Genomic DNA, 7,848 nt, shown 5'->3' with positions numbered 1-7,848 from the left:
TACTCATGTACCGAAACCACTGCCCCTGCCTGAAGTGCAGTGGTGTCTATTCTACACCATAGGGCCTGGATTTGTCTATGTATTTTCTTGACAATCCTGCGGAAAATTGCTGCAAAGCAAGCCGACTTTTTTCTTTGTCCTCTTCATATTTGCCTATGCCCAGCAGAACGCTGATGGTGCTGGCGGTCTCATCGTCCAGCTTCTTTATTTTATTGGCCTTTTACAGCATAGTCTTCGCCTGCCGGTACTCGGCCAGCGGCATTCCTGCTATCTCGCAGGCCCTCTCCAGGGTGCAGTGCAGGTTTTTCATGATGCTCTCCGTAACACTGATTATCCGGCGCGCATCTCCACGTGCTTCTCCACGTGCTTCCCCACGCGCTTCCCCTTCAACAATCCCTTCCTGCCTGCTGTCCTCCATCATATCCTCTATCGCTTTGCACAAATCGTATTCCCCCTCCTCCGTCCGATATTTTTCTTTCTCCTCTTCATATTTGCCTATGCCCAGCAGAACGCTGATGGTGCTGGCGGTCTCATCGTCCAACCTCCTGTATGCCGAGGCTTTGCCCATGAACTCCTTCAGCCGCTTCTTGTCCCCGTGGTACGGCAGGATAGTGAACAGCTCCTTCAGGGACGTCCGGAAGCCGGAGCAGTCCATGGGCTCGCAGGCGCTTACCAGGTGCAGCGGATAGTCCGCGAAATGCTCCTCCCACTCCGAACCGCCAGCCTCCTCCCCGGCTTCCCCGAAGTCCATCATGTCCTTCAGGCTCCTGGGGCCGTCCCAGGGCTCCGCGCCATGGTAGAGGCAGATTGTGTAGACCGGCGCCAGCCTCTCCTCCCGCCCCATGCCGCTCATCCGCTCTCCGGCGCTCTTATAGACTTCCTCACCAGCCTTATCCCGCCTCCTGTTTTCCCTCTGGGCTTTCCTGATCTGTTTCCCATATTCTCTGCTGTCGTAGTCCATGACCCGCCAGGGCATGATGTAGTTGATCTCGCTCTGGCTCTCCACTGCCAGTATCTTCAGCTCCCTGCCGGACTTCAGGCGCTTCTTCAAGTCCCGCGCCCGGCCTCCCCCTTTCTCCCCCGGCTTCTCATGGTAGGCCTCCGATGCCTCCTCCAGCTCCCTGGCGTCCACCACCTGCCTCCCGCCGAAGTATGATTGGTTGAACAGGTCCGCGAACCTCCCGTGGTCCTCCAGGTAGGACAGCATGGCCTCATTCTTCTGTCCCATTGACTCCCTCCTCTCCGGCAGGGATGCATAGGCCCAATGCCCTCTCCCTGCCATTCCACGCATTACTTTGATGTTTACAGTCCTTACGGTTCTACAGTTGCTTTTTCCAGTGAAAAACGGCAGAGATGCCATTTGACATCAGAAAGAAACAGAAATAAAGATTGTATTGCTATGAATCAAGAATACTATAGGGAACATAGAACTGTCAAGTGGGGATTTTGTGCTTTGGTACTTTTTCACGGGACTTCTATTTCATGTCCGCGGCCATGGCCTCGAAGCAGTGCCCCAGGTAGATGATATGGGACATGGCCGTGATGGCGCAGCGCAGTATCTTCTTCTCCGGGCTGGCGGTGTTCCCCACATCCTCCAGCACCTCCTTGTACCCAAAGATGTACTGCAGCATGTTCTCCAGCTCCTGGCAGAAATAGTCGTAGGCCGTGGGCGTGTCGTGGGTGCGTTTCTGCATCTCGAACAGACTGCCGATGTTCTCCATGGACAGGACATTCTTCGCGATTGCGATGAAAAACAGATATGCGATCTGCTCTACATAATACTGCTTCTTCACGGGACTCTGGATATATCCCTTCTTGACATAATTGCTCACCATGGACGCGGTGATCTCCTGGCAGCCCAGCGCCGCCAGGCTGTTGTTCACATACCGCACCACCTGGTCCAGATACAGCCCCATATCCGGCAGCTCATGATACCGGGGCATATGGAATTCACTGATATTGACACTCATCTCACACGCTTCCTTCCTCTGCTGCCCATTATAAGACAGATTCCTCCAAGCGTCAACAAAATATGGAAAACCACTTGACAGGTTTTTTAAAAACTGTTATAAATGACATATGAAAGGTTTTTTAAAAACCGATAGTATAGTTTTCCATGCCTTAAGGAGGTTTTTACATGAAGTATAAGATTGTATCCGACTCCTCATCCGATATCCTGGCCCTGGCGCAGGTGCCTTTCGCCTCCGTGCCCCTGCACATCATCATCGGTTCCCATGAGTTCATCGACGACAAGGACGTAGACCTGGAGCTGCTGGAGAAGACCCTGGCAGCCCACAAAGGCCCCTCCAGCACCGCCTGTCCCAGCGTGGGCGACTGGCTGAAGGCCTTCGGGGATGCCGAGACCGTATTCTGCGTCACGATCACCAGCGCCCTGTCCGGCAGCTACAGCTTCGCCATGTCGGCCAAGAAAGAGTATGAGGAGCAGTTCCCGGGCCGTTTCGTCCATGTCATCGATTCCCTGTCCACCGGGCCGGAGATGGCCCTGATCATCGAGAAGCTGCAGGAGCTGATCCTCTCCGGCAAAAAGCGGGAGGACATCCTCCGTGAAATCACGGCCTACACCCGGCGCACCCATCTGATGTTCTCCCTGGAGACCCTGCGGAACCTGGCGAACAACGGGCGGGTGAGCCCCGCAGTGGCCAAGCTGGCCGGCATCCTGGGCATCCGGGTGGTGGGCCAGGCCAGCGCCCAGGGAGAGCTGCAGCTGCTGAACAAATGCCGCGGTGAGCAGTGCGTGCTGTCCAGCGTCCTGAAATACATGAAGGAGATGGGATACCAGGGCGGCAAGGTCCTTATCTCCCACAATGGCAACGAGAAGATGGCGGCCGCCCTGGCGGATTCCATCCGGGAGAGCTTCCAGGCCTCCGATGTCCGCTTCTATACGGCCCGGGCGCTGTGCAGCTACTATGCGGAAAAGGGCGGGCTGCTGGTGGGGATAGAGTGCCCGGACATCAATTCATGATGCTTGATTAGCGCATGTCGTCCACATAGGCCCGAAAATTGTCGGCCTCTCATGAGCGCCCAACGCTGCATATGCAAAAGAACAGCCGGTTTCCGAGCCCTTGAATGCCTCCTATCCCAGCTTCGCCAGCGCCTCGTCCAGCACCTCCAGCGTTCCCGCCTCCAGGTGCCCGGCAAAATGCGCGGCCAGCTCCCGGATGCTGCTGGATTTCATGTGATCCGGCACCTGTCCGATCTGGGGTATCTTCTCCGTCAGGAAGCTGCGGATGGCAGGGACACCCAGAAGCTCCTTTAACGGCGTGGCCGTGCTGTAGATCCTGCGCAGGGGCGCTGTGGTCTCATAGGTGACGCTGTAGCTTCCGGCCTCCAGACGGCAGACCCCGTCCTCCACATGGGCGAATATGGCATTCTCCTTATCCCCGTACAGGCTCTCAGGCGCATAGGGCAGGGTCACGTCCGCCTGGCAGCCGAAAGGCACGGTAACCCGGAACTCCAGGTGGTTATCGTCCACAGCCTTCCAGGAGGTCTTCCACAGGCCCATGGCCGACTGATACCTGGCGTCCACATGCCCCAGCCTGGCATCCACCACCGGGCTGATGCACACATGCCGAAAGCCTATGCTGTCCTCCGCCTGCCGGATGCCCGCCACATAGGCATACATCCACTCCACGATGGAGCCGTAGGAATAGTGGTTGAAACTGTTCATGCCCGTGGAGGACACGCTGCCGTCCTCCAGCATGCTGTTCCAGCGCTCCCAGATGGTGGTGGCCCCCAGTTTCACCTCATAGAGCCAGCCGGGATACTCCTCATTGAACAGCAGCCCGTAGGCCAGCTCGTTCAAGCCCGCTTTGGTCAGCTCCTCGCCCAGGATAGGGGTGCCCACGAAGCCTGTCTGGAGCTTTCCGTCGTTGTCGTCGAACTTCTTCTGCAGGCGCTTCGCGGTCTGCTCCCTGTCCACGGTGAGGCCGTGCCGCAGGCTAAGCAGCAGCGCCGTCTGGGTGTCCAGGCAGCAGCGCCCGGAGGGCGCGAAGTACTCGTGCCGGATTTCCTTCAGCATCTTATCCGCCAGCTCACTGTAGTATCTCTCCTCCTCTGCCTTTCCCAGCACCGCGGCCGCCTTGGCCGTCAGCTGGGCGCTGTAGCGCAGATACACCAAAGCGATAAAAGCGTTCTCCGTAGCCCCCATGACGCCGTCGATGCCCCCGGGGCCGTCCAGGGCCAGCCAGTCCCCATAGTGGAAATGCTTCCGCCAGCCCTGGTCGTTCTGCTCCAGCCCGTAGATATGGTCCACCCACCCCTTCATGCTGTCGAACTGACCCTCCAAGATGGACTTGTCTCCGTAGAACCGATATACCACCCACGGAATCACGCAGGCCGCGTCCCCCCAGGCACAGGCGATGCCCTTATGCCCAAAGGAGGGGATCACGTCCGGCACGGCACCGTCCCGGGTCTTCTGCTCCGTGGCCATGTCGTAGAGGTACTTGGCAAAGAAAGCGTAGCTGTCCATCTGGTAGCACGCCGTGGGGGAGAACACCTCCGCGTCCCCGGTCCAGCCCATGCGCTCGTCGCGCTGGGGGCAGTCCGTGGGCACGTCCACGAAGTTGCCCTTCTGGCCCCACTCCGTGTTCTGGACCAGGCGGTTCACCATTTCGTTTCCGGTCTCCAGCCAGCCGTTCCTGGGCAGGTCGGAGTACATGGCCAGGCCTGTGAAGTCCTCCGGCTTCAGGTCGGTCACGCCCTCCACCTTGGCGTAGCGGTAGCCGTAGAACGTAAAGTACGGCTGCAGGACGTGCTCCTGGCCGTCCGATATGTAGATGTACTCCGCTTTGGCCGAGCGCAGGTTGTCCCGATAGAAATTGCCCTGCTGCAGCACCTCGCCCACCTGGACATGAATCTTCGTGCCCTTTGGCTCATGGATCCGCAGGCGGAAAGACCCTGCGATGTTCTGGCCCAGATCCACCACGGTCTCCCCCGCGGGAGTATGGATCAGCTCCGCCGCAGGCAGCTCCTGCAGCGCCTTCACCGGCAGGCTCCGCCTGGCCGTCAGCGCCCCTTTGGGAGGCTCCACCGCCTGGGCCGCTGCCGCCGCTACGGGCTCCAGGGTATCGTCCATCTGTTCGCCGTCATAGATATTGGAAAAGAATATATTGCTGTAGTCCACCTGCCAGCTCTCGTCCGTGCCGATGGCCTCCTCGGTGCCGTCCTCGTATGTCAGGCGCAGCTCGGCCAGGAGCTTCCTGCCCTTTCCGTAATAAGGCCTGCCGTCGGGATCGTTGAAGCCAAAGCGCCCGAAGTACCAGCCGTTGCCCAGCAGCACGCACAGATTTCCCTCTTCCTTCAGCTTCTCTGTCACGTCATAGGTCTGGTACTGCACCCATTCATTGTAGTTGTTGCAGTAAGGGGCCAGCAGTTCCTCCCCGATCTTCGCCTCCGCCCGCAGGGTCTCTATGGAGCCTGCAGCCGCGGCGTCCTTTCCCGGGACATAGTATGCCTCGTACAGGCCCAGGCCGCAGATGTAGAGCCTGGCGCTCTTCACAGGCTTTGCGGGGGCGATGTGCTTCGAGTACATGGGATGGCGCGCCTGGCTGTCCCCGATCCATTTGGCGTTCCAGCCTTCGTTTTCCTTTCCGGTCTCGAACCAGTTCTCGTCGCTTACCGCCTCCTCCCCGGCATCCGTGCACACGGTCACTGTCCAGGTGTAGCGGGTGCGGGGCGCCAGCTCCATCTCAACGGGCTCCGCCAGGCTGTCAAGCTGCGCAAAGCCTGTGTCCGCCACCGTCTCTCCGTCCCGGCGCACCACCAGGCGGGCTTTCGTCTGGGCCTTTCCCTCTGCCTCCTCCACCTGCCAGGAGAAGACGGGCTTCTCCATCCAATACCCCAGGGGGGCGGTGAGATGGTTGACCTTGCAGTTCGTAATCCTCATTTGCTTTTCCTCCTTAATTTAAGTTCCGCATCTGCCCCTCCAGTACCAGATATCGGCAGAAAACTTCCGCCCGCCAAAAGATGCGTCCGTAAGTTTTCTGGGCACTGTCGGGGCAGACGCTGATTTAAGTTCCGCATCTGCCCCTCCAGTACCTGGCACCGGCCGGGCAGACGCTGATTGGCCCTACCTTTCTTACAGATATTTCCGGAGATTCTCCAGCACAACCCGGTAGCCGTTGGCGTACATATGGATGCCCTCGATGGTGTACTCCTTTTTCAGCCTGCCGTTTTCGTCCGTCAGCCCGTCATTCACGTCGATATAATGGCAGCCCGTCTCCCCTGCCAGCCTTTCCACCGCCTCATTGGCCATGCGGATGTTCTCATTGGTGCGGGTGGCGAACATGCCTTTCGCCCACTCGGCGTCCGGCAGCTTGTCCACCTCGTTCACCGGGTAGTAGGCCATCATGTAGATCTCCGCCTCCGGCAGCCGCCGCTGTATCATGGCGATGATTTTCCCGTAGTTCTCCATCAGCTTCTCCACACGATAATCTGTTCTGCTGATGTCGTTGGTGCCGATATTGATGAATATCTTCCTCGGCTCCGTGGCGAACACCATCTCTTCCATATGCCGCAGCATGTCCTCCGTGGTGAAGCCTCCCACGCCCCGGTTGTAAATCACCGCATCAATCCCCTCGGTCATCCGCAGCTCGTCTATGGGGAACTGCTCCATCAGGGAGGAGCCTGTGAAGAGGATCTCCCCCTTCCTCACCTTTTCGTTCAGCACCCGGTAGCGCTGCAGTCTGTCCTGCTGCTCCTGCGCTCCCCTGGCCCGCATCATTTCCATGATTTCCTGCCTGTCGGCCATCCCGATCCCCTCCTCGCATCTCGCGCGCTCTTCCAGCCGGTTCCTCCCGAATGCCCTGGCTGTCCGTCACGCCCTATTACCCATCATAGCAGAAATGCGGGGAATATAACAGATACAAAATAAAAAATCTTTACTAAAATTTTGGACGTTTGGCGGATAGCCAGATCCGCAACGCCATGCTATACTGGATGTCAATTGCAGAACGCTTTGGAGGAGAAGAATCTATGGGAACCGGAATCATTGTCTGCGGCCTGAACGGCACAGGAAAGAGCACACTGGGCAAAGCCCTTGCGGAAGAGCTGGGGCATCATTTCATCGACAGCGAGGACATCTATTTCCCCAGGGCGGAGGCTTATGCCTCCCCGCGCACCCGGGAGGAGGCGGAAGCCGTGCTGCGCGGCGAAATCCAGGCCCATCCGGATTTCGTCCTCTCCACCGTGAAAATGGAGCATGGGGAAAGCTTCTATCCCTTCTTCCGCTGGGCCGTGCTGATCCATGTGCCCAGGGACATCCGGCTGGAACGGGTCAGGAACCGCTCTCTCCAAAAGTTCGGCAGCCGGATGCTGCCCGGCGGCGATTTATATGAGCAGGAGGAGCGCTTCCTGGAAGCCGTGGCCGCCAAGGCGGAGGATTCCGTGGATGAATGGATAAGGGCGCTGAGCTGCCCCGTGCTGCGGGTGGACGGGACGAGGCCTGTGCGGGAAAACGTGGCGTTCCTTGCGGGACATCTGGAACGCAGGCTCCCCTAATACCATTTCGCCTGCTCCCCCCAAATCCGTGCATACTCCCCGCCGGCCCTGACAAGCTCCTCATGGCCGCCGCACTCCACCACCTTTCCCGCCTTCATCACCACGACCTTGTCCGCATGCCTGCAGATTCCCACCCTGTGGGAAATGATGACGGAGGTCTTCCCCTGAATCAGCTTCAGGAACCCCGTGAGGATTTCATACTCCACCAAAGGATCCAGGGCGCTGGTGGGCTCGTCCAGCAGGATCAACCCGCTGTCCCGGAACAGCCCCCTGGCGATGGCCACCTTCTGCCACTCCCCGCCGGAAAGCTCGCTGCCGCCGAACTCCCGG

At 58.8% G+C, this 7,848-nt stretch carries 6 protein-coding genes and 1 pseudogene (1 of these 7 only partly in view); 2 read left to right on the top strand and 5 right to left on the bottom strand.

All coding sequences use genetic code 11. The annotated features are described in order from the left end of the window. Positions 1-220: 220 nt before the first annotated feature. Both Q2B33_RS07280 and Q2B33_RS07275 read right to left on the bottom strand, forming a co-directional pair. Positions 221-1,228 (bottom strand): hypothetical protein, encoded by a 1,008-nt coding sequence (locus Q2B33_RS07280; RefSeq protein ID WP_300563636.1) that lies wholly within the window; start codon positions 1,226-1,228, stop codon positions 221-223. Positions 1,229-1,475: 247 nt separating this feature from the next. Next, complete coding sequence (locus Q2B33_RS07275) at positions 1,476-1,970, bottom strand: DUF1836 domain-containing protein (RefSeq protein WP_296460968.1); 495 nt, start codon at positions 1,968-1,970, stop codon at positions 1,476-1,478. A 167-nt stretch (positions 1,971-2,137) separates the two neighbouring features. Between Q2B33_RS07275 and Q2B33_RS07270 the strand changes: the two genes are divergently transcribed. Then, positions 2,138-2,983: a DegV family protein gene (locus tag Q2B33_RS07270; protein WP_300563639.1), complete on the top strand. Its 846-nt coding sequence runs from the start codon at positions 2,138-2,140 to the stop codon at positions 2,981-2,983. A gap of 111 nt (positions 2,984-3,094) precedes the next feature. On the opposite strand, the gene Q2B33_RS07265 is transcribed toward Q2B33_RS07270, so the two are convergent. Then, positions 3,095-5,905 carry an alpha-L-rhamnosidase gene (locus tag Q2B33_RS07265; protein ID WP_300563641.1) on the bottom strand — a complete coding sequence of 937 codons (2,811 nt, stop codon included), beginning with the start codon at positions 5,903-5,905 and terminating at the stop codon, positions 3,095-3,097. A gap of 192 nt (positions 5,906-6,097) precedes the next feature. Continuing rightward, on the bottom strand, positions 6,098-6,769 hold the full coding sequence (locus tag Q2B33_RS07260; protein WP_300563643.1) for a GDSL-type esterase/lipase family protein: 672 nt from the start codon (positions 6,767-6,769) through the stop codon (positions 6,098-6,100). Between the two features lie 224 nt (positions 6,770-6,993). On the opposite strand from Q2B33_RS07260, the gene Q2B33_RS07255 reads away from it, so the two are divergent. Then, positions 6,994-7,518, top strand: a complete 525-nt coding sequence (locus Q2B33_RS07255) for an AAA family ATPase (RefSeq protein ID WP_300563645.1) — start codon at positions 6,994-6,996, stop codon at positions 7,516-7,518. Here the strand turns inward: Q2B33_RS07255 and Q2B33_RS07250 are convergent. Further along, positions 7,515-7,848: pseudogene (locus tag Q2B33_RS07250) on the bottom strand (ABC transporter ATP-binding protein); it runs 1,430 nt beyond the window's last position. The gene Q2B33_RS07255 and the pseudogene Q2B33_RS07250 sit on opposite strands and share 4 nt — an antisense overlap.

The sequence above is a fragment of the uncultured Acetatifactor sp. genome (assembly GCF_948601915.1).
In the GTDB taxonomy this organism is placed as follows: Bacteria; Bacillota; Clostridia; order Lachnospirales; family Lachnospiraceae; genus Acetatifactor.
The sequence above is the reverse complement of the archived record's forward strand: the minus strand, read 5'-3'. Positions and strand labels throughout refer to the sequence as shown.